The following is a 19,455-nucleotide window of genomic DNA, read 5'->3' as shown; positions in this document are numbered from 1 at the left end:
TCATGCCTGTAAAAATCTTAATGGTTTGTTTGGGGAATATTTGCAGATCTCCTTTAGCTGAGGGTATTATGGCATCAAAACTACCTAAAGACAAATTCTTTGTAGATTCTGCCGGTACAGGTTCCTGGCACGTTGGACATTGTCCTGATAAACGCTCTATAGAAACTGCCAAAAAAAACGGAATTAACATCAGCGCACAAAAAGGAAGACAATTTAAAACTTCTGATTTTGACGAGTTTGATTATATTTTTGTAATGGATAATTCAAACTATAATGATGTTATTCACCTTGCAAAAACTCCAGAACAAAGAGCTAAAGTCAGCCTTATCTTAAACGAATTATTTCCAGACGAAAATGTCGATGTACCAGATCCTTATTATGGTACAGCAAATGGATTTGACAATGTTTATGAAATGCTGGACGAAGTAACCGATTTGATTGCAGAAAAGCTTATTCAAAAACACCAATAATTCACCCGAATTATAATCTTAAAAATACGCACATGAAACTTCTAGGAAAATTATATCTAATTCCAACAACTATGGGCGAAAGCGATCCGATGGACGTTTTACCGCAGACTGTAAAAAGAAGTATCGAACTTATAGATTATTATATTGTAGAGAACGACAAAACTGCCCGAAAATCTATAAAAGCAGTTTACCCAGAAAAAAAACAATCTGAATTGGTTCTTTTTACTCTGAACAAACGAACCGAACCTAGCGAACATTTAGACTTTATAAAGCCTCTATTAGAAGGAAAAAATATGGGTTTAATGAGCGAAGCCGGTTGTCCCGGAGTCGCAGATCCCGGTGCTGTGATTGTAAAACTGGCGCATGAAAAAGGAATTCAGGTTGTGCCGTTAGTTGGCCCTTCTTCTATTTTATTAGCAATGATGGCTTCTGGAATGAATGGCCAGAGTTTTACTTTTAACGGATATTTGCCAATTGATAAAGACGAGAAAAAATCGGCATTGAGACATTTTGAAAAATTATCTCAGGACAAAAATCAATCTCAGATTTTTATCGAAACTCCTTATAGAAACAATAAATTAGTGGAAGATCTTTTGCAGATTTTAAATCCTTCGACACATTTATGTATTGCGACAGATATTACTTTGCCAACAGAATTCATAAAAACAATGAAAGTTTCTGATTGGAAGAAATTAAAAGTTGATTTGCATAACAGACCTACCATTTTTATTCTTCATAAAATGTAAACTAACTTTTAAACTCTCTTCTATGAAAAAGTTTCTAATTCTGATTTTAATTTGTTGCGTACAAAATGTATTTTCTCAAAATAAAGGAAATCAAAAAACTAAAGATGATTTAAAAGGTAATTTAGATAATTATCAAAAGGAAGAAGTTATTGCAGATGAAAATCAACTCTACAACGCTGCAGGATTAGAAGTTGTTCCTAGTTTCCCTGGAGGATATGAAGCTTTTCAAAAATTTCTGACTACAAACTTCATTCTTCCACAAGATAAACCAAATTTAAAAGGAAAGATATACACCACTTTTATTATTGAAAAAGATGGATCATTAAGTAACATTAATGTATTAAGAGATCTTGGTTTTGGCACTAAGGAAGAAGCTATTCGGGTTCTAAAAAGTTCTTCTAATTGGAATCCCGGAAAACAAAATGGTAAATTAGTCAGAGTTCTTTTTTCCGCACCAATTCTTGTAAATAATTTCGTAAATTAATTATTCAATAAAATAAAATTTGCCTTATATTGTACTCAAAAAACTTTTCTAACCAATTTTTTTATGAGTAAACTTCCAAACGTTGGCACCAGTATATTTACAATTATGTCAAAAATGGCAGCCGAATATAATGCAATAAATCTTTCACAAGGATTTCCAAATTTCCCTGTCGATGAAAGGCTAACTGATATTGTTGCTAGATTAGCCAAGGAAAATGTCCATCAATACACACCTGTAACAGGCTATCCGCCTTTAATGAATCAAATTAGTAAACTCCTTTTTAATTCATACAAAAGGACTATAAATCCTGATTTAGAACTTTTAGTTACAGCTGGCGCTACACAGGGGATTTTCACTTCTATTCTGGCATTAATAAAAGAGAATGATGAAGTAATTATGCTTGATCCGAGTTTTGATTCTTATGAATCTCCAATCTTGCTATGCAAAGCTAAACCTGTAAGAATTGCTTTAAATGATGATTACACCCCAAATTGGGAAATGATTGAAAAAGCTTGTTCTGTAAAAACCAGAATGATAATCATCAATAACCCTCATAATCCAACAGGAAAAATATTATTGGATTCAGATTTTATACAGCTAGAAAAAATACTTTCAAAATATCCTGATTTATTAGTTTTATCTGATGAAGTTTACGAATACATCACATTTGAAGAAAAACATATTTCGGCACATACAAAAAGTTTTCTTTTAGATCGATGCATTATGGTTTCTTCTTTTGGAAAATCATTTCACATAACAGGATGGAAAATTGGATATACAGTCGCTCCCGAACATCTAATGATAGAAATCAAAAAAGTACATCAGTTTTTGGTTTTCAGCGTAAATAGTATCTCACAAATAGCTCTAAGTGAATATTTAGATATTGTTGATACCAATCTCCTTGGAAAATTCTATCAAGAAAAACGAGATTATTTTCGAAAACTTCTTCAAAACAGCCGTTTTGAATTAAAACCTTGTGAAGGAACTTATTTTCAAGTTGCTTCTTATGCGAATATTTCCAATGAAGACGATGTTACTTTCTGTAAAAAATTAATTACCGACCACGGAGTTGCAGCAATTCCGATTTCTACCTTTTATTCTGATCATAAAGACCAGAAATTAATACGTTTTTGCTTCGCCAAAGATGACTTCACTCTAGAATCTGCAGCAGAAAAATTATCTAATATATAAAGTTTTTAAAATTTTATAACATTATTATGCATGCATCCTATTTTATTTAATTAATATTGTAAAAAAGAAAAGTATGAGTTATACAGATAAAATGTTACGTGACGATGCTTTAAAAGGTAAAGTCATTGTAGTTACAGGCGGCGGAAGTGGTTTAGGAAAAGCTATGACCAAATATTTCTTAGAATTAGGCGCACAGGTCGCAATCACTTCTAGAGATTTAGAAAAACTAAAAAATACAGCCTCGGAACTGGAAAGCGAAACTGGCGGAAAATGTCTTCCTCTTCAATGTGACGTTCGTCATTACGAAGAAGTAGAAAACATGCTTCAGGAAACTTTAAAAGTTTTCGGAAAGGTTGATGTTCTTTTGAACAACGCTGCCGGAAATTTTATTTCTCCAACAGAACGTTTATCTGCAAATGCATTTGATACTGTTATAGATATTGTACTTAAAGGTTCTAAAAACTGCACGCTGGCTTTTGGAAAACATTGGATTGACACTAAACAAACTTCGGTTACGATATTAAATATTGTGACAACTTACGCCTGGACAGGTTCTGCTTATGTGGTGCCAAGTGCAACTGCAAAAGCTGGAGTTTTGGCCATGACAAGAAGTCTTGCTGTAGAATGGGCAAAATACGGAATTCGTTCTAACGCAATTGCTCCGGGACCATTTCCAACAAAAGGCGCTTGGGACAGATTATTGCCTGGCGATTTGGCTGAAAAATTTGATATGGCCAAAAAAGTTCCATTAAAACGTGTTGGCGATCACCAGGAATTGGCAAATTTAGCAGCTTATTTAGTATCTGATTTTTCTGCTTATGTAAACGGAGATGTTATTACTATTGATGGCGGCGAATGGCTGAAAGGTGCCGGACAATTTAATTTATTAGAAGCAATTCCAGAAGAGCTTTGGGATCAGCTTGAAATGATGATAAAAGCAAAAAAGAATAAATAGAAAAGTGCTTACTAAGGTCAGAATAAATCAAAACTATACTGATTGCACCAAAATCCCGATCGCATAGCTTTCGGGATTTTTTTTATTTATTTTACTATATAAGTGATATAAGTTCAGTTAAGTTCTCTTTTATATAAATATTTTGAGGCTAATATTTACTTACATTACTTATATGGTTTAAATACATAATATGTTTATTCAATTCACTTAAATTATTATTTTTGCCAAACAAATATATAACATCAATTTTATGCTCATTATTGGACTTGCAGGAGGAACAGGAAGTGGAAAAACAACAGTAGTACATCAAATCATGAACGAATTACCAGACACAGAAGTGGGGGTAATTTCTCAGGATTCGTACTATAAAGAAACCCACAATTTGTCGTTTGACGAAAGAGCATTAATTAATTTTGATCATCCGCGCGCTATTGATTTTGAATTATTGGTAAAACATTTAAAAGCATTAAAAGCCGGAGAAACAATCGATCAGCCTGTATATTCGTTTATTCAACACAATAGAACAGACGATACCGTTTCTACACATCCTAGAAAAGTTATGATTGTTGAAGGAATCCTTATTTTGACAAATCCAGAACTTCGTGAGCTTTTTGACATTAAAGTTTTTGTTCATGCAGATTCTGACGAAAGATTAATTCGTCGTTTAAAAAGAGATATTTCAGAGCGCGGACGTGATATCGACGAGGTTTTAAACCGTTATCAAAACACCTTAAAACCTATGCATGAGCAATTTATAGAACCATCAAAAGCTTTTGCTGATATTATTATCCCTAACGACAAATACAATACTGTAGCAATTGATGTGGTTCGTGCCGTAATTAATCAGAGAATTTCATAATTTTTATTGTAAATTTATTCCATAAAAATTAGGAGCTGTTTCCCGCTATCCGTTACAATCTTTTGTGTCTCGTTAAAGAAACGAGACACAAAAGGATTTTCACTGCTATCGGGGCTAAAAGACCAGCCGAATTATAAAACTAAACTTATTTTCAATTGAAATTTAAATTAAAAAATCCGTACAAAGACAAATCCTGGTTTAAATACCTAGGCAATAAATATGTCTGGGTTTTACTATTTTTCATCATTTGGATGTTATTTTTAGACAATTACTCCTATTTTGATCATCGCTTTTTAGACGGTCAGATCAATGAACTTCAGGATAATAAAAAATATTACCAGGAAGAAATCAGAAAAGATCAAGAGCAGATAAAAGAGCTTAAAAATCCCGAACAAATAGAAAAATATGCCCGCGAAAAGTATTTTATGAAAAAAGACAGCGAGGATATTTACATCATAAAATTTGAAGAAGATAGTATTCAAGATACTAGAGAATAATCAGAAAAAATAAAAAATGGCTACTACCCTATTCGACGATTTTAATCCGATTTCATCCAAACAATGGAAACAAAAAATTCAGTTTGAATTAGATGGAGCCGATTATAACGAAACTGTAATCTGGAATTCTCCAGAAGATATTCAGGTGAAGCCTTTTTATCATATTGATGAATTTTCTAAAGCTGCTGACGTAGAAACAAAAGCTGCTGATTTTAAAATCTGCCAGAATATCTTTGTTTACGATATCGAAAAATCCATTCAAAGAGCAATAAACACACTTGAAAGAGGTGCAGAAAGTTTGCGTTTTACAATTGAAAACGAAAAAACTGACGTTCAAAAATTACTAGAAAATCTTCCTTTAGAAAACAGAATCGTTTACTTTAATTTGAATTTTATTTCAATCGATTTCGTAAAACTATTAGACTCAATATCAATCCAAAAGAAAACGATTTTTTATTGCAATTTAGATCCAATTGGATATTTTGCAAGAGAAGGAAACTGGATTACAACATCGGATAAAAATAATTTTGAAACTATAGATTTAATTTCAAAAGCAACTACAAATCTATCTTTAGTTAGTATAGATGCTGGTTTGTATCAAAATGCCGGCGCCAATATTACACAGCAAATTGCGTATAGTTTAGCTCATGCAAACGAATATTTAAATCGTCTGCCGAATATTCCAAAGCAAATCCTTTTTCAAGTTGCAGTAGGAACTAATTATTTTTTTGAAATTGCTAAACTTCGTGCCTTACGAATGCTTTTTAAATTAATTGCTTCTGAATACAATCCAGATTTAGAATGTCATTTATTGGTTACACCAACTAAAAGAAATAAAACCATTTACGATTATAATGTAAACATGCTTCGCACAACAACCGAATGTATGTCGGCGATTCTTGGCGGTGCAGATTCAGTTGCAAATTTGCCTTACGATGCATTATACCATAAAGACAATGAATTTGGCGACAGAATTGCGAGAAATCAGTTGTTGATTTTAAAACATGAAAGCTATTTTGATAAAGTAAACAATCCTGCAGACGGAAGTTATTATATTGAAAGTTTAACAATGCAATTGGCAGAAAAAAGTTTGGTTTTATTTAAAGATATTGAAGCCAATGGCGGTTTTCTGAAACTTTTGAACGACGGAACAATCAAAAAGAAAATTCAGGAAAGTGCCAATAAAGAACAGGAATTATTTGATGCTAAAAAAGAAGTTTTATTAGGAACGAATAAATATCCGAACAAAGAAGACAAAATGAAACATGATTTAGAATTGTTTCCGTTTGTAAAAATTAAGCCGAGAAAAACATTAATTACACCTATTATAGAAAAAAGATTAGCTGAAAAAATAGAGCAAGAGCGACTAGAACTTGAATAATCATTTTTCAACGTAATTAATAAACTACTCAAAAGAGTATTTCCGATGATAAGAAAAGACCTTAAACATATAAAGTTAGATGTTAAAAGTAAAGAGTTAAGCGAAAAGACGCATAATTCAGAACCTTTAGCACAAAACTTTACCACAGCCGAAGGAATCGAAATCAAAAAAACCTATTCTGAAAAAGATATTGAAGATTTAGAGTTTCTTGATTTTGGAGCTGGTTTTGCACCAAATTTACGCGGGCCTTATGCAACAATGTACGTAAGACGTCCGTGGACCATTCGCCAATATGCCGGATTTTCTACAGCAGAAGAAAGTAATGCTTTTTATAGAAGAAACTTAGCTGCGGGCCAAAAAGGACTTTCAATAGCTTTTGATTTACCAACGCACCGCGGTTACGACTCTGATCACGAACGCGTTGTTGGTGATGTTGGCAAAGCTGGAGTTGCCATAGATTCTGTTGAAGACATGAAAGTGCTATTTGATCAAATTCCGCTTGACGAAATGTCTGTTTCTATGACCATGAATGGTGCTGTTTTACCAATTATGGCTTTTTATATTGTTGCTGCCGAAGAACAAGGTGTAGCAATTGAGAAACTTTCTGGAACTATTCAGAATGATATTTTAAAGGAGTTTATGGTGCGAAATACTTATATCTATCCGCCAACACCTTCGATGAAAATTATTGCTGATATTTTTGAATTTACGAGCAAGAAAATGCCAAAATTCAATTCTATCTCTATTTCGGGTTATCATATGCAGGAAGCTGGAGCAACAGCCGATATTGAATTGGCTTATACGCTTGCTGATGGTTTAGAATATATTAGAACCGGATTATCTACCGGAATGACTATTGATGAGTTTGCTCCCAGATTATCTTTCTTTTGGGCAATTGGGATGAATCATTTTATGGAAATTGCTAAAATGAGAGCCGGACGAATGATTTGGGCGAAATTGTTACAACAATTCAATCCTAAAAGTGATAAATCATTGGCTTTAAGAACACACTGCCAAACGAGTGGATGGAGTCTGACAGAGCAAGATCCTTTTAATAATGTTGCCAGAACTTGCATTGAAGCATCTGCAGCAGCTTTTGGAGGAACACAATCTTTGCATACCAATGCGCTTGATGAAGCGATTGCATTGCCGACAGATTTTTCTGCAAGAATTGCACGCAATACTCAGATTTTTTTACAGGAAGAAACAAAGATTACCAAAACAGTAGATCCTTGGGCAGGAAGTTATTATGTGGAGAGCCTGACAAATGAAATTACTGAAAGTACCTGGAAACTTATTCAGGAAGTAGAAGAATTGGGCGGCATGACTAAAGCGATTGAAGCTGGAATTCCGAAATTACGAATTGAAGAAGCTGCTGCGCGTAAACAAGCGCGAATAGACAGCGGACAAGATATTATTGTTGGTGTAAATCAGTTTCGATTAGAAAAAGAAGATCCTTTACATATTTTGGATGTTGACAACCAAATGGTTCGTAAGCAACAAATTGAGCGACTTGAAGATATCAAAGCAAAAAGAGATACTAAAAAAGTAAATCTATCACTGGAAAAATTAATACTTTGTGCAAAAACCGGCGAAGGTAACTTACTGGAAATTGCTATTGAAGCTGCTCGAAACAGAGCGACTTTAGGAGAAATCAGTAATGCGCTCGAAACTATCTTCGGTCGATTTAAAGCACAAATTAAATCCTTTAGCGGTGTGTATAGTGCAGCAATAAAAAATGACGAGAATTTTGAAAAAGCAAAAAAACTAGCCGATGCCTTTGCCAAACAAGAAGGCCGTCGTCCTAGAATTATGATTGCTAAAATGGGACAAGACGGACATGACCGTGGAGCAAAAGTTGTAGCGACCGGTTATGCCGATGTAGGTTTTGATGTGGATATAGGTCCGCTTTTTCAAACTCCTGCAGAAGCGGCAAAGCAGGCTGTTGAAAACGATGTACATATTTTAGGTGTTTCTTCTCTCGCTGCCGGACATAAAACATTAGTTCCACAAGTAATAGAAGAGCTTAAAAAACACGGTCGAGAAGATATTATGGTAATTGTAGGCGGCGTAATTCCGGCACAGGACTATCAATTCTTGTTTGATGCTGGTGCAATTGCTGTTTTTGGCCCTGGAACTAAGATTAGCGAAGCTGCTATTAAAATACTGGAAATCTTAATTGATTAAAATAAAAAATCCCGATAATTCGGGATTTTTTATTTTCTTTTATTTCTTAATTACGGCATTACTATCTGCCTCAATGTAAGAAAGATCATAACCTCCAAAGTCTTTCATGTAACTTCTTAAAGAAGTTCCAAAAGCATCTCTGAAATGTGTTTTTCCTTTGTTTTTAAAGAAATTCTTAACTGAGCCTGCGCCACCTAAATGAGCTGCTGCTAAAATTCCAGATTCTGTAATTTCAATTCCATTGATTATTTTGCCTTCGTACTTTTGAATTTCATAACGCAAAATCCATTTGTTTTTAGACAATAAAGCTACAAATGCTTTTTCTTGTAAAGCTGGATCTTTTAGAAAGGCCTGGTTGTTGTAAATACCTATTGCTCTTAAAGCTTTAGAACCAAACTGGTATTTACCCATATAACCTAGTGAATTGACTAACCGGTATTTTCCTTGAGATTCTTTGAAAGCTACTGCTTCTTTAAAACCTATAAAATGATTTCCGGTGTATGGGAAGTTTAGATTAGGATAATCATCCTTTTCTTGCGATGGAAACATGTATTCTGCCCCATCTGTTTTTTCTATTAAAAACCAAGGTTTGGTTTCTAGATTTGAGGGTTTAAAACCCAAACTCAAAAATGTAATAATAACGATTAAACTCGCATAAAAATACCACTTCTTTATCATAAATTGTTTTTCTTCAAAACGCTGTCACCCTCTTGAAATTTCTACGATGCAAAGATAATACTTTTAAATATATACTGATTTTCAGCAATTTAGCAATTATATCAAAAATCTATTAACCGTGGTAAGCACTGTGATTATAGTAGCTAAGCCCTGTTAGAACTACTTTTATTTTGAGCCAAAAACAGTGAAAATTAGCCCATAATAAATTTCAATTTTAAGGAAATTTTAACATTTTATAGATAAAATCTTACAATATGTTTTTGATTTTTCTTTAAATTGTTTCAAATTAAATTTTGAATTTCTCAAAATATATCAAAAAAATTGAATTTTGATATTAAGATTTCATCATTAAAACGAAAAATAATCATTTTGAATTTTTATCCGAATTTTATTATTTACTTTCGAATTGAACACAAAAAAACCGAAGCTTTAAAACTTCGGTTTTGATTTGAAAAACTTATCTTGTTACTCCTTGCTTGTTAATCCAGTCTGAGTATTTTTTTGCATTAATGGTATGCTCTGCATAAGTTGAGGCGAATTCGTGATATCCAAAACGATCAATACTAGCACAGAAATAAATATAATCATGTTTTTCTGGATTTAGAACTGCTTCAACCGCAGTAATATCTGGCATAGCAACTGGTCCCGGAGGAAGCCCCGTATGCACATATGTATTGTATGGAGATTTTATCAGCAAGTCATTATAGAATACTTTTTTGATAACCTGATCAAAATTATTATCTCTCAATTTTAAAGAGTAAATAACGGTTGGATCTGCTTGTAATGGCATTTCAAGACGCAGACGGTTCAAATAAACACCGGCAATTCTAGGTCTTTCGTCTTTTTTAACAGACTCTTTATGAACTATTGACGCTAGAATTGTAGCTTCAACTGGGGTTAATCCTTGTGCTTTAGCTTTTGCAATTCGTTCGTCTGTCCAGAAGTTATGATATTCCTTAATCATTTTATCACGGAACTTTTCTGCCGATGTATTCCAATAAATTTCATACGTATTAGGAATAAACATTGAAAAAACGTTTTCTTCATTGAAACCATTTTCCTTTAAAAAAGCTGGATCTCTAAAAGCTTTTAACAATGAAAGACTATCTGCTTCAATCTCAGATCCTACCCTTCCGGCAAAATTTTCTAAACGTTCCTGATTGTTAAACGAAAGTTTTACAGGAACATTAGAACGCATGGCGCGAACCAAATCGATATTATTCATATCTTTTTTAAGCAGGAAACGTCCCGATTTTACATTTTCTGGATAGTTTCTTTTACTTGCCACCATTTCAAAATCTTCAAAATTCTTAATGTAGGGTTCTAATATTTTTTTAACATCAGTATAATTAGCTCCTGTTGGAACATATACATAAAGTTCTTTTTCTTCAAATTTAGTATTGGCACTAAAAATCCTGCTTATTAATATAAATCCGTAAATCAGTAAAACCGAAATTACGGCTATGGCAGTTAGCGAGATAATTTTTTTTATAGTCAAAGCTTTTGTATGTTTTAAATTTGTTTGTTGATTAACTGGAAAATTGCTTCATCTTGATAGTGGCCATTTAGCAAAATCCAATCTTTTTTAATTCCTATATTTTCAAAACCAAATTTAGTAAAAAGAGCTATACTTGCTGCATTTTTTGTACTAATATTTGCATATAATTGATGTAGGTTTAAATTATGAAATGCATATTTAATTAGTAATCCTAATGCCTCAGAACCAATATTTTGTTTTCTGTTTTCTGCACTTTGAATCACAATTCCAACTCCTGCTCTATTATTTTTAGGGTCAAATTCAAATAAATCGATCAATCCAACAGCAGGAAAATCTTCATCCTGACAGATTGCTAAACGCAATTGTTTTGCCTCATAAATGTCCTGATGTGCATTTTCTAAATACTGTCGAACCAAAAAACGACTGTAAGGCGTTTGTGTGTTGCTGACTTCCCAAATACTCTGATCATTTTCCATAGCATAAACAAACTCTAAATCATTAGGTTCGAGTGCACGCAGATAAATAGAATCGCCTTTGAGTGTTATCATTTGTTATTTTAGATTGTTGATTTTAGAATTTAGATTGGGATTTGGGATTTAAATTTTGGAGTTTATTTTCAAAATTAAATTTCAATTGTTCCTTTAAAAACAAATTTCGCAGGGCCGTTTAAAAAAACATTGCTGAAATGATCTCCCATTTTATCAAAAGAAACTACTAATTTCCCACCTTCAACATTCAAATTAATCGATGTTTTGTCTGTTTCTCCAATGGCATTCATAGCAATTGCAACGGCAGTTGCACCAGTTCCACAAGCAAGAGTTTCATCTTCAACGCCTCTTTCGTAAGTACGAAGAGAAAAAGTATCGTTATCAATTTTTTCAACAAAATTTACGTTGCTTCCTTTTTCGCCATATAATTCTCCGTAACGAATTGCAGCACCATTATCTTTTACATTATAATGTTTCAAATCATCAACAATCTGAACGTGATGCGGCGAACCAGTATTTAAAAAAGTATAAGAATCTTTTCTTTGCACTTCATTTACATCAATCATTCCTAAAGAAACAATCGCATCGGCTCCTATAGAGGCATGATGAAGACCATCTGTAGCATTAAAAATAGTATTATTTTCGATAACGCCTAATTTATTAGCAAAAGCAACCAGACAGCGTCCGCCATTTCCACACATCGAACTTTGATTTCCGTCAGAGTTATAATACACCATTCTAAAATCGGTATTAGCGTCATTTTCAAGCAAAATAAGTCCGTCTGCACCAATGCCAAAACGTCTGTCACATAAGCGCTCTATAAGTTTAACATCTTCTTTTGGAAAAAATTCTGATCGGTTATCAATCATTACAAAATCATTCCCTGTTCCTTGATATTTATAAAATTCTATTTGCATTTTTTAGTTGTTAGAAATACAAAAGTACGAACTATTAATTAATGAAATGTTAATCATTGTTAAAGAGCGTTAAAGCATTTTTAGAAATAATTTTTTCAATTAATTTTACGTAAAATAACTTAAACATAAATTCTAATATGAAAAGATTTTCAGCCTTATTTTTAGTGTCGTTATTAAGTGGCGCTATTACTCTTGGTGCTTACAAGTTATTATTTGAAAGCAACAATTCTTTTTTTGGAAAAGGAAATTCTGTTGTTACTCTTGCCCCCAATTCTTTTGGAAAAAATGTTGGCTTAGCAGCAGAAACTGTAGATTTTACTGAAGCAGCAGATAAAACAATTCATACTGTTGTACACGTAAAAAATGTTTCGCGAAGAACGGTAAGTAATCCTATGATGGAATTTTTCTATGGCTATGGCGGTCAGCAGCAACAAGAACAAGTAGGAACAGGTTCTGGTGTTATCATTTCTGAAGACGGATATATTGTTACCAACAATCACGTGATTAAAGATGCATCAGAAATTGAGATTACTCTAAACAATAAAAAATCGTATACGGCAAAATTAATTGGTACAGATTCTAAAATGGATATCGCTTTATTAAAAATCAATGCCGATGAAAAACTTCCTTATACACCTTTTGCAAATTCTGATAATGTAAAAGTTGGAGAATGGGTATTGGCAGTTGGAAATCCGTATAACTTAACTTCTACCGTAACCGCCGGGATTGTTTCGGCGAAAGCCAGAAATCTAGACACCAGCGGTATTCAGTCTTTTATTCAAACAGATGCTGCAGTTAATCCAGGAAACAGCGGTGGTGCTTTGGTGAATACTCGAGGTGAATTAATCGGAATTAATACTATGATTTCTTCTATGACAGGTTCTTATGTTGGCTATTCTTTTGCCGTTCCTTCTAATATTGCCCGAAAAATTATCGAAGATATTATGGAATTTGGTAATGTGCAAAGAGGGATTTTGGGTGTTGAAGGAGGTGAATTGAATAGTTCTGTTTCTAAAGAATTAGGCGTTACTGAAACTCAAGGTTTTTATATCAGTAAAGTTTCTAAAAATTCCGGAGCAGAAAAAGCGGGTCTGGCAAAAGGAGATATTATTGTAAAATTAGATGATCAGAACATTTCTACTTATGCAGATCTTTCCGGATACATTAATACCAAACGTCCGAATGATGTTGTAAAAGTTACTTATCGTAAAGATGGAAATATAAAAACTGTTCCTGTTACTTTAAGCAAAAATGAATTTTTCAGCGCCGAATTTAAAGGAATTGAATTAGAGAATATTGATGCTGCGGATAAAAAGAAATTCAAAATTGATTATGGTGTTAAAATTAAAAACATCACAAACGAGAATTTAATGCAATATCAAAACGAATTACAAGGCAATATTATTTTGAGTATTGATAATGTAAAAGCGACAAATGTTGAGACTGTTTCTAAACTTTTAAGTAAAAAAGACGAAGGTCAAAGCGTTCGAATTGAAATGATAAATAAAGGTGGAGAAATCTTCAGAATTATCATCTAAAAGTAATAGAATTTAAATTTTTAAAGCCACCTTAAAAATTAAGGTGGCTTTTTTATTTTTGAAAATAAATACCAAAATAGTTTACGAAATCGATTGAAATAGATACTTTTGCGCAAAATTTTAAAATAGTGAGCATTTTATTTTTTCAATTTATCAATCATGACTAAAAAATCTTTATACCAAAAAGAGGTATCATTACAAGTCGACCGAAGAAGAGCTGGCGTCGAATTAATTAAAATTATAAGCGATTTATGGTATGACAAATCCATTGAAATGGTTTTATTCAAAAATCAATTATTGGATAAAAATGTCAGCGATATAATCAACCTGCATCAATACGCTGGTGAATTTGTAGGCAAGCCCATTACAATTTTTGATTCGGTTGAAATCGCACAGGTTGTTCTATCTTTAGATCTTCCGCCTTCAAAAATCGATTTGGGAAAATTGACTTATGAATACCGATTGGAAGATGAAAAATATCCTGATGCCAGATATTTTGTAATGGATAAATTAAAAAAAGCCAAATCATCTGAAGAAATTCAACCCAAAGATGTTGTTTTATATGGATTTGGAAGAATTGGGCGTTTATTGGCGCGCGAATTAATGTCTAAAACCGGAAAAGGAAATCAATTGCGTCTGAGAGCAATTGTAATCCGTGATAAAAACGATATATCAAGTTTAGAGAAAAGAGCTTCTCTTTTGCGATATGATTCTATTCATGGCGATTTTCAAGGATCTGTAACTGCCGATCTTAAAAATAATGCTTTAATTATTAACGGAACCACGGTACATATTATAACAGCAGATTCACCAGAAGAAATTGATTATACACAATACGGAATCAATGATGCACTGGTAATTGATAACACAGGGGCTTTTACAACTCAGGAAGCTTTAAAAAGACATCTGACTTCTAAAGGAATCAGCAAGGTTTTATTAACTGCTCCAGGAAAGGGAGTTCCTAATATTGTACACGGTGTAAATCATAACGAATACGATCCGGATAAAAATAATATTTTCTCAGCGGCTTCTTGCACTACAAATGCCATTACGCCAATCTTAAAAGTTGTCGAAGATACTTTGGGAGTTGTAAAAGGGCATTTAGAGACGATTCATGCTTATACTAATGACCAAAATTTGGTTGATAATATGCACAAAAAATACCGTCGTGGTAGAGCTGCTGCGCTAAATATGGTTATTACGGAAACGGGAGCTGGAAGCGCTGCTGCAAAAGCATTGCCTTCTTTGGAAGGAAAATTAACTTCGAATGCTATTCGTGTTCCGGTCCCAAACGGTTCTTTGGTGGTTTTAAATTTAGAAGTTAAAAAAGCGACTTCTATTCTTGCAATTAATAAAATAATCAAAAAATATGCTCTTGAAGGTGAATTGGTGGAGCAGATTAAATACTCTTTGAACAACGAATTGGTCTCATCTGACATTGTAGGAACTTCGGCTCCTTCAATTTATGACAGTAATGCTACGATTGTTTCTAAAGATGGGAAAAACATTATCCTTTATATTTGGTATGATAACGAATATGGGTATAGTCACCAAGTTATTCGTTTGGCGAAATATATTGCTAAAGTTAGAAGATTCACTTACTATTAATATAAAACCAAAACCACATTTTTTAAAGCCATCAAGTTCTCTTGGTGGCTTTTTAATTTATTTTAAATTGGTAAAACCGTTGTGCTTTTTACTTCCGATATTACAAAAACAGTATTTATCAAAGAAACTTCGGGCAAAACAGATAATTTTTTTTGGTGAAAATGATGATAACTTTCCATATCCGGAATGATTATTTTAAGCATATAATCGAAGTTTCCTGACACATAATTACATTCTACAACTTCCGGTAAATTCAAAATAGATTGATTAAAACCTTCAGAAGTATCATAAGTCTGTTTTGTTAAGGTAACCTGACAATAAACAGTTAGATTATTTCCTAGTTTTTTCTTGTTTAAAATGGAAACATACTTCTCAATAACTCCTTCTTTTTCAAGACGTTTCACACGATCATGAACAGGTGTTAGTGATAAATTTATCTTGTTTGCAATGTCTTTTAGCGTATAATGTGCATCTTCTTGTAAAAGACGTAGGATTTTCTTGTCAATTTCATCTAAAGCCATAACGAAAACGTTTTATTTAAACATTAAAATTCAGTCATTTTTTCTTTTTGAAGGCTTATTTAATTCTCAAAAAAGAATATTTTTCTGTAAAAGTATAAAATAAAATAATATTTTCTTATTTATAAGTCTATTATCAATAATATATTCTCTATCAGTAGCTTTGTAAGAACAAAATTCAAAAAACAAAAAAATATATCAATATGATAATAGGTGTTCCAAAAGAAATCAAGAATAACGAAAATCGTGTGGCTTTAACTCCAGCTGGTGTTTCTGAAATGAAAAAACATGGACATGTAGTTTATGTACAAGCAACTGCAGGTTTAGGAAGTGGTTTTGCTGATGAAGAGTATACAAATGCAGGTGCAACAGTTTTAGGAACTATTGAAGAAGTTTATGCTATTGCTGAAATGATTATTAAAGTAAAAGAGCCAATTGCTTCTGAATATCCTTTAATTAAAAAAAATCAATTGCTTTTTACCTATTTCCATTTTGCTTCTTCAGAAGAATTAACTCATGCAATGCTTGAAAAAGGTGCAGTATGTTTAGCTTACGAAACAGTTGAAAAAACAGACCGTAGTTTACCATTATTAGTACCAATGTCTGAAGTTGCTGGTCGTATGGCTATTCAACAAGGAGCAAAATATTTAGAGAAACCATTAAAAGGAAGAGGAATTCTTTTAGGTGGAGTTCCAGGTGTACCTCCTGCAAAAGTATTAGTATTAGGCGGTGGAATCGTTGGAACTCAGGCTGCAAAAATGGCTGCTGGTTTAGGAGCTCAAGTAACTATCATGGATTTGAGTTTACCACGTTTACGTCAGTTAGATGATATTATGCCAGCAAATGTAAACACAGAGATGTCTAATCACTATAATATTACTAAAGCTATTAAAGATGCTGATTTAATTGTTGGAGCAGTTTTAATTCCGGGAGCAAAAGCACCTCACTTAATTACTCGTGATATGCTAAAATTAATGCGTCCAGGAACTGTAGTAGTTGACGTAGCAGTAGATCAAGGTGGTTGTATCGAAACTTGTACTCCTACAACACACGAGAATCCAACTTTCATCATTGATGATATTGTTCATTACTGTGTGGCTAATATGCCAGGAGCTGTTCCTTACACATCTACATTAGCTTTAACAAATGCAACTTTACCATATGCATTGCAATTAGCAAACAAAGGATGGGAAAAAGCTTGTGCTGAAAATGAAGAATTGAAAAAAGGATTAAACGTTGCTAATGGAAAAATCCTTTATAAAGGGGTTGCAGAAGCTTGGAATCTTCCTTTTAACGAAGAATTAGTGTTAGCAAACGCATAGGCTAACATTAAATAAGTGCTTACTAAACACTAAATTTAAAAGGCTTTTCTTAATTGAAAAGCCTTTTTTTATGGGGTATAAAAAAACCTGTCATTGACAGTTTAATATATTTAAGATAAGAGTTTAATTCTCATTTAAAACTTCTTGCAATACTTTAGCCTCAGTTCCATTAGGGAAAGAAACTTTAATTTTTTGAGCAATTGTTGGTGCAATTTCTGTGATAACTTTTTTATCAAAAGATTCTCCTTTTTTAATATGCCATCCGTAGAAAATTGCAGGCACATGAGTATCATAGCTGTAAGGTGTACCGTGTGATGTTCCTGTTGTTGAATATTCTATATCACCAGGTTTATCAATTATAACTAAATCTCCATTTTGAGTTACATCATATCCTTTGGCAACAAAGTTTAGATAATAATCATTTCCAGAATTAGCTAAGATTTCTTCTTCTGTATATACTTTTTTAACTTGTGGCTGTGCAATTAAAAAATCTTTAAAAGCTTTTTTTACATTTACTAAATCTAATCCTTTTTCTTTAATAAGCTGTTTATTAAAGAAAACATTAAAATTTGAGTAATCAGTAACCAAATCTACTCCAAAAGTTTTAGTAGAGAAATCCTGCATGCTTTTCTTTACATCTTTTGATGGATAATTATCTACATTATATTTATGATCTTTTAAATAAATTACATTTTCAGCACCAGCATGATCTGCTGTTAAGAAAAGTAAGTAATTGTCTTTTCCAACCGTTTTATCTAAGTAGGCTAAAAAATCAGCAATAGTTTGGTCTAATCTTAAATAAGTATCTTGAAGCTCTATAGAACGCGGTCCAAGTAAGTGCCCAACATAATCTGTAGATGAAAAACTAACTGTCAGGAAGTCCGTAATATTATCTTTACCTAAATCTTCTTTTTCAATAGCTTTCATTGCAAATTCAGCCAGTAAATCATTCCCATAAGGAGTAGCTCTTAAAATTCCAGCATCATTTTTCTCATACATTGTTTTCAAGTTATATGGAAAAACTGGAGCTGCACTGCCATAAAGTTTCCCTTCGTAAGGGTTATTGTCTGGCAAACTTTCATTATATGTGCTAGCAGGTTTAAATAAATCCCACCCTTTATTTATATAAGGCATATAGTGCTTCTCGTTATTGAATTGAGAAACCCATTCCGGCAATTTATCCCCATAAAAAGTACTTGAAATAAATGCGCCCGTTTTACTATACCAAAAAGCCCAATTAGCAAAATGTCCAGCTGGTAAAATAGCACCACGGTCTTTTAAACTAATCCCAATTACTTTTCCGTTAAAATTAGTAGCCATTCTCACTTCATCAGTGATTGTAGTACTTTGTAGATTTTTAGGAGACATAGCACCTTCTTCTGCAGTTCCATCACCAACAGTTTTTACAGATGCATCATCTGTGCAGTAAACATCTTTTCCAAGCGTTCTGCTAAACCATTCATTCCCTACAATTCCGTGTGTTGCAGGGGTTGTTCCTGTATAAATAGAAGCATGTCCTGGTGCAGTATAAGTTGGCATATAATTATAATGCATATTTTGAAAAGTATATCCATTATTCATTAACCTCTTGAATCCGTTTGGAGAAAAATCATCAGAAAACCGATATAAATATTCCATTTTCATTTGATCAACTACAATACCTACAACTAATTTTGGACGCTGTTGAGCACTTAAATTTGAGATAACAAATAGCGTCAACAATAAAATACTTTTTTTCATATTCAGATTATAATTTGAAATACAAAAATACAGATTCACATTTAAAAACTCTAATTCACTTTAATCTAATAACCAAAATTGACTATAATTTAACAGAGTATCAGTATATAATTGGAGTATATTTACAAAGCAATCTAACCTTGCAGGCTATTAAAATGCCCGTCTGTAATAAAATATGACAGAATAAAATGGATAGATTTTATTGAATATATCGATTTTCGCATTTAGCTTAAAAAATTCAAACATTCGTAAAAGCAAAAAACCCTATCCGTTTAGGATAGGGTTTTCAAAAGAAAGGCGACGACATACTCTCCCACAATACTGCAGTACCATCTGCGCAGGCGGGCTTAACTACTCTGTTCGGGATGGGAAGAGGTG

At 32.8% G+C, this 19,455-nt stretch carries 18 protein-coding genes and 1 rRNA gene; 12 read left to right on the top strand and 7 right to left on the bottom strand.

The window, feature by feature from the left end; translation table 11 throughout:
* Window positions 1-2 precede the first annotated feature (2 nt).
* The 9 genes from EV144_RS11515 to scpA all read left to right on the top strand — a co-directional run bounded on the left by EV144_RS11515 (window position 3) and on the right by scpA (window position 8,770).
* Window positions 3-470 (top strand): low molecular weight protein-tyrosine-phosphatase, encoded by a 468-nt coding sequence (locus EV144_RS11515; RefSeq protein WP_134148963.1) that lies wholly within the window; start codon window positions 3-5, stop codon window positions 468-470.
* A 32-nt stretch (window positions 471-502) separates the two neighbouring features.
* Window positions 503-1,216 carry an SAM-dependent methyltransferase gene (locus EV144_RS11510; protein ID WP_134148962.1) on the top strand — a complete coding sequence of 238 codons (714 nt, stop codon included), beginning with the start codon at window positions 503-505 and terminating at the stop codon, window positions 1,214-1,216.
* A 22-nt stretch (window positions 1,217-1,238) separates the two neighbouring features.
* On the top strand, window positions 1,239-1,700 hold the full coding sequence (locus EV144_RS11505; RefSeq protein ID WP_134148961.1) for an energy transducer TonB: 462 nt from the start codon (window positions 1,239-1,241) through the stop codon (window positions 1,698-1,700).
* 63 nt (window positions 1,701-1,763) lie between these two features.
* Window positions 1,764-2,891, top strand: coding sequence for a methionine aminotransferase (locus tag EV144_RS11500; RefSeq protein WP_134148959.1), 1,128 nt, complete (start codon window positions 1,764-1,766; stop codon window positions 2,889-2,891).
* 73 nt (window positions 2,892-2,964) lie between these two features.
* Window positions 2,965-3,846, top strand: a complete 882-nt coding sequence (locus EV144_RS11495) for an SDR family oxidoreductase (RefSeq protein WP_166670565.1) — start codon at window positions 2,965-2,967, stop codon at window positions 3,844-3,846.
* 250 nt (window positions 3,847-4,096) lie between these two features.
* Window positions 4,097-4,705 carry a uridine kinase gene (gene udk / locus EV144_RS11490; protein ID WP_134148958.1) on the top strand — a complete coding sequence of 203 codons (609 nt, stop codon included), beginning with the start codon at window positions 4,097-4,099 and terminating at the stop codon, window positions 4,703-4,705.
* Window positions 4,706-4,860: 155 nt separating this feature from the next.
* On the top strand, window positions 4,861-5,202 hold the full coding sequence (locus EV144_RS11485) for an FtsB family cell division protein (protein WP_134148956.1): 342 nt from the start codon (window positions 4,861-4,863) through the stop codon (window positions 5,200-5,202).
* Window positions 5,203-5,218: 16 nt separating this feature from the next.
* Window positions 5,219-6,583 carry a methylmalonyl-CoA mutase subunit beta gene (locus tag EV144_RS11480; RefSeq protein WP_134148955.1) on the top strand — a complete coding sequence of 455 codons (1,365 nt, stop codon included), beginning with the start codon at window positions 5,219-5,221 and terminating at the stop codon, window positions 6,581-6,583.
* Between the two features lie 45 nt (window positions 6,584-6,628).
* Window positions 6,629-8,770 (top strand): methylmalonyl-CoA mutase, encoded by a 2,142-nt coding sequence (gene scpA, locus EV144_RS11475; protein ID WP_166670564.1) that lies wholly within the window; start codon window positions 6,629-6,631, stop codon window positions 8,768-8,770.
* 39 nt (window positions 8,771-8,809) lie between these two features.
* Here scpA and EV144_RS11470 read toward each other — a convergent pair whose 3' ends face one another.
* The 4 genes from EV144_RS11470 to dapF all read right to left on the bottom strand — a co-directional run bounded on the left by EV144_RS11470 (window position 8,810) and on the right by dapF (window position 12,351).
* The gene (locus EV144_RS11470) at window positions 8,810-9,448 is read right to left on the bottom strand and encodes a peptidoglycan-binding protein LysM (protein WP_134148954.1); all 639 of its coding nucleotides are present in this window, start codon (window positions 9,446-9,448) and stop codon (window positions 8,810-8,812) included.
* Between the two features lie 457 nt (window positions 9,449-9,905).
* Window positions 9,906-10,946: an endolytic transglycosylase MltG gene (gene mltG / locus EV144_RS11465; RefSeq protein ID WP_134148952.1), complete on the bottom strand. Its 1,041-nt coding sequence runs from the start codon at window positions 10,944-10,946 to the stop codon at window positions 9,906-9,908.
* A 14-nt stretch (window positions 10,947-10,960) separates the two neighbouring features.
* Entirely contained in the window at window positions 10,961-11,494 is a 534-nt protein-coding gene (locus tag EV144_RS11460) for a GNAT family N-acetyltransferase (protein WP_134148951.1), read from the bottom strand.
* 74 nt (window positions 11,495-11,568) lie between these two features.
* Window positions 11,569-12,351 (bottom strand): diaminopimelate epimerase, encoded by a 783-nt coding sequence (gene dapF, locus EV144_RS11455; protein ID WP_134148950.1) that lies wholly within the window; start codon window positions 12,349-12,351, stop codon window positions 11,569-11,571.
* Window positions 12,352-12,488: 137 nt separating this feature from the next.
* On the opposite strand from dapF, the gene EV144_RS11450 reads away from it, so the two are divergent.
* Complete coding sequence (locus EV144_RS11450; protein ID WP_134148948.1) at window positions 12,489-13,889, top strand: S1C family serine protease; 1,401 nt, start codon at window positions 12,489-12,491, stop codon at window positions 13,887-13,889.
* A gap of 159 nt (window positions 13,890-14,048) precedes the next feature.
* Window positions 14,049-15,497, top strand: a complete 1,449-nt coding sequence (locus EV144_RS11445; protein WP_134148947.1) for a glyceraldehyde-3-phosphate dehydrogenase — start codon at window positions 14,049-14,051, stop codon at window positions 15,495-15,497.
* Between the two features lie 62 nt (window positions 15,498-15,559).
* Here the strand turns inward: EV144_RS11445 and EV144_RS11440 are convergent, their stop codons facing one another.
* Entirely contained in the window at window positions 15,560-16,018 is a 459-nt protein-coding gene (locus EV144_RS11440) for an Lrp/AsnC family transcriptional regulator (protein ID WP_134148945.1), read from the bottom strand.
* Window positions 16,019-16,218: 200 nt separating this feature from the next.
* Between EV144_RS11440 and ald the strand changes: the two genes are divergently transcribed.
* Window positions 16,219-17,337 (top strand): alanine dehydrogenase, encoded by a 1,119-nt coding sequence (ald, locus tag EV144_RS11435; protein ID WP_134148944.1) that lies wholly within the window; start codon window positions 16,219-16,221, stop codon window positions 17,335-17,337.
* Between the two features lie 123 nt (window positions 17,338-17,460).
* Here the strand turns inward: ald and pafA are convergent, their stop codons facing one another.
* Window positions 17,461-19,077 (bottom strand): alkaline phosphatase PafA, encoded by a 1,617-nt coding sequence (gene pafA / locus EV144_RS11430; protein WP_134148943.1) that lies wholly within the window; start codon window positions 19,075-19,077, stop codon window positions 17,461-17,463.
* Window positions 19,078-19,369: 292 nt separating this feature from the next.
* A 5S ribosomal RNA gene (rrf, locus tag EV144_RS11425) occupies window positions 19,370-19,455 on the bottom strand; the annotation flags it as partial.

Origin of the sequence: Flavobacterium sp. 270 (genome assembly GCF_004368785.1) — a bacterium.
Taxonomy (GTDB): Bacteria; Bacteroidota; Bacteroidia; order Flavobacteriales; family Flavobacteriaceae; genus Flavobacterium.
The sequence above is the reverse complement of the archived record's forward strand: the minus strand, read 5'-3'. Positions and strand labels throughout refer to the sequence as shown.

What these genes read in the sequence shown, in the direction of transcription:
- EV144_RS11515 (WP_134148963.1), top strand. Translation starts at nt 3, where the DNA reads ATGCCTGTAAAAATCTTAATGGTTTGTTTGGGGAATATTTGCAGATCT.
- EV144_RS11510 (WP_134148962.1), top strand. Translation starts at nt 503, where the DNA reads ATGAAACTTCTAGGAAAATTATATCTAATTCCAACAACTATGGGCGAA.
- EV144_RS11505 (WP_134148961.1), top strand. Translation starts at nt 1,239, where the DNA reads ATGAAAAAGTTTCTAATTCTGATTTTAATTTGTTGCGTACAAAATGTA.
- EV144_RS11500 (WP_134148959.1), top strand. Translation starts at nt 1,764, where the DNA reads ATGAGTAAACTTCCAAACGTTGGCACCAGTATATTTACAATTATGTCA.
- EV144_RS11495 (WP_166670565.1), top strand. Translation starts at nt 2,965, where the DNA reads ATGAGTTATACAGATAAAATGTTACGTGACGATGCTTTAAAAGGTAAA.
- udk (WP_134148958.1), top strand. Translation starts at nt 4,097, where the DNA reads ATGCTCATTATTGGACTTGCAGGAGGAACAGGAAGTGGAAAAACAACA.
- EV144_RS11480 (WP_134148955.1), top strand. Translation starts at nt 5,219, where the DNA reads ATGGCTACTACCCTATTCGACGATTTTAATCCGATTTCATCCAAACAA.
- scpA (WP_166670564.1), top strand. Translation starts at nt 6,629, where the DNA reads ATGATAAGAAAAGACCTTAAACATATAAAGTTAGATGTTAAAAGTAAA.
- EV144_RS11470 (WP_134148954.1), bottom strand. Translation starts at nt 9,448, where the DNA reads ATGATAAAGAAGTGGTATTTTTATGCGAGTTTAATCGTTATTATTACA.
- EV144_RS11460 (WP_134148951.1), bottom strand. Translation starts at nt 11,494, where the DNA reads ATGATAACACTCAAAGGCGATTCTATTTATCTGCGTGCACTCGAACCT.
- dapF (WP_134148950.1), bottom strand. Translation starts at nt 12,351, where the DNA reads ATGCAAATAGAATTTTATAAATATCAAGGAACAGGGAATGATTTTGTA.
- EV144_RS11450 (WP_134148948.1), top strand. Translation starts at nt 12,489, where the DNA reads ATGAAAAGATTTTCAGCCTTATTTTTAGTGTCGTTATTAAGTGGCGCT.
- EV144_RS11445 (WP_134148947.1), top strand. Translation starts at nt 14,049, where the DNA reads ATGACTAAAAAATCTTTATACCAAAAAGAGGTATCATTACAAGTCGAC.
- EV144_RS11440 (WP_134148945.1), bottom strand. Translation starts at nt 16,018, where the DNA reads ATGGCTTTAGATGAAATTGACAAGAAAATCCTACGTCTTTTACAAGAA.
- ald (WP_134148944.1), top strand. Translation starts at nt 16,219, where the DNA reads ATGATAATAGGTGTTCCAAAAGAAATCAAGAATAACGAAAATCGTGTG.
- pafA (WP_134148943.1), bottom strand. Translation starts at nt 19,077, where the DNA reads ATGAAAAAAAGTATTTTATTGTTGACGCTATTTGTTATCTCAAATTTA.